This is a genomic window from Olleya sediminilitoris (assembly GCF_016785945.1).
Lineage (GTDB): Bacteria > Bacteroidota > Bacteroidia > Flavobacteriales > Flavobacteriaceae > Olleya > Olleya sediminilitoris.
The window spans coordinates 1-2402 of sequence record NZ_JAEMEF010000025.1 but is presented as its reverse complement, the minus strand read 5'-3'; the positions used below and the strand labels follow the sequence as shown (position 1 = coordinate 2402).

Genomic DNA, 2402 nt, shown 5'->3' with positions numbered 1-2402 from the left:
GACTAAAAGTTTGGTTTCTAAAGTGGCTTTTTGGTAGCTTTTTTTTCGCCAGTGTTCATTTTGTGTTTTCATAAGTGACTGTAATTAATTGTTTGATTTTTAGTCAACCTATTTCAGGAAAGTTCAATTCTCAAATGTGTGGTAACGGTTACGTATATGAAATGTTGCGTGTTTGTGTGCGAGGATTTTCCGAAGGAAAATCAGATGCAAGCAAACAAAGCAACACACATTGGTTAAGCACAAAATAGCAATTTTTTATATACAATGTTAGCATACGTTTTTTTCTATCAGTAAAAATATTGCTGTTATAATAAAAAGCGGAAAACTCGTAATATTCACAGTATACCAACTATAATATCCTTTGTGTTTTAAATCTCCGTTGTTCTTTATCCAAATTCCGTCCGACAATTTTCCATAGTACATTTGAAAAGCTTCTCTTTTGAATACTTTTTTATAAAATTCAATAACCCCTTTTGAGATTAATAAAGTCAGAAAAGGTGAGAAGGTCAGTAGAGTGCAATTAAATCGACAGAAATAATTCCAATTAAACAATTCCATTACAATTCCAAGAAATCCGATTAAGAATGTGATTTTCAAATATCGTTTATAATATTTATCCTCTTTTAGGTCTTCCGTAAATGTTATTATTACCAAACTAAAAAGTTGGTAAATTATAATTATCATATAAAAATATACTTCGGAAAGAGTCATTTCAAATGTATGCTAACGTGTTTGTGTATGGTTTGTTGCGTGGTTTAAGTACTAAAGTTAGCAAATAAAAACCGAATATAAAATCCGCAAGGATTTTCGTAAGTAGGCTAGAACTAGCAATAAATTATATACGGTGTTACCCAACGTTTTTATTTTTTTCTTTTAATTGTCCGATTAGTAAAACTACAAAACTCGAAATCCAAATTAAAAATCCAATTCCAACAACAATGTCTGAATTCCGACCGCCTTCATTCTCTGGTAGTTCTCGAAGTCCGATTACAAATAAGGCAAATATTATAGTCAAAACCGATATTCCGATTTTCGTTTTCAGATTCAGTTTGTTAAAAATTAAATTTCCGAAATATAGGAAATTCGCAATCCAAGGAATCGCAACAAATGGTTCTAAAGCAAATACTCCTAACCATCCCATAAACAGTCCAAAAACACCAATTGTCCAAGTGCCGAAAAACATTGGTGTAATTAATGCAATTCCATAAAGAAGCATTGAAACTTGTCTATAGTTTAGTTTTTTCAATCAGTTTTTCTTTTTAGTACTGAACATTATTAAATTATTTGAAAAAATAAATATGTGTTAAGAGCTAAACAAATTCCAAGAGCTCCAATCATAATTTTTGTCAATACCTTTTGCCAATTTTTATTAGAAAAATAAAGTCCAACGCATATAATTCCAATTCCAAATAACCATTTTGAATATTTCAATTCTGGCGGGTCAAAACTCGTTTCTGTCAATGCGTTATTATGATTGTAATATATCAATATTAAATCAAGAATTCCGATAATCAGAAGTATGTATTTTGTTCTAAAGTTCAATTTTTGTCAAATGTTGGGTAACGGTTTTGTGTATGGTTAGTTGCGTGTTTCAGCAACTAATTTAGTAAACAAAAACAAACGCGAGAAAATTCCGAAGGAATTTTTCAAGTATGCAACGACCAAAGCAATTAATTATACACGTTGTTGTGGCACGTTTTTAATCATTCGGATACATTCTTATATTCTCCATTTCCAGCGTTGGTGGATAAACAATTTCAAAATCAATAGACTGAAAATCATCGAAACTTACATCATAGCGTTTTAGTATAAGATATTCGTTTCGTATTTCATTCCAGTCGAAGTTCGACACCGTTTCTTTTGATATGAAATAGAAAGAAAGAGTGTCATTTATAGCCTCTTCAAAAAATTCGTCTTGGGCTTTAAATAGTCCTAATCTAAAGGTTGACATTGGAACAATCTTGTTTGTAAAATTTTCAGTTGTTAGAGTTGTGTCAGGATATTTATCATCTATATAAAAGTAAAGTTCGTTTTCTGTTTCATTTTTTACATTAAATTTATACGTTTGCTCGACTAAATCTTCACAACTTAATAATACAATCAACATTAAAATCAGACTGGATTTTTTCATTTTAGTTCAAGTTTTTCTCAAATGTGCTACAACGTGTTTGTGTATGATTTCGTTGCGTGGTTTAAGCACTAAAGTTAGCAAATAAATCACAGATAGAAAGTCCGCGAGGACTTTCGTAAGTAGGCTATAACTAGCAATGAATTATATACGGCTTAAGTTAGCATTTTAATAAAAACATTAAATTTAAGACATATAAATAAGAAAGCACAAAAGAGAGGAATAAGGTTAATATATACGCAGAGACTACAGATCTCGTCAACATTGAAAATCC

The 2402-nt window shown here is 30.4% G+C and carries 2 protein-coding genes; both read right to left on the bottom strand.

Annotated elements, in window-relative coordinates; all coding sequences use genetic code 11:
* Window positions 1-847 precede the first annotated feature (847 nt).
* Window positions 848-1246 (bottom strand): hypothetical protein, encoded by a 399-nt coding sequence (locus JAO71_RS15670; RefSeq protein WP_116822505.1) that lies wholly within the window; start codon window positions 1244-1246, stop codon window positions 848-850.
* A gap of 453 nt (window positions 1247-1699) precedes the next feature.
* A complete protein-coding gene (locus JAO71_RS15665; protein WP_203001722.1) occupies window positions 1700-2107 on the bottom strand; it encodes a hypothetical protein in 408 nt (135 codons plus the stop codon).
* Window positions 2108-2402: the final 295 nt, after the last annotated feature.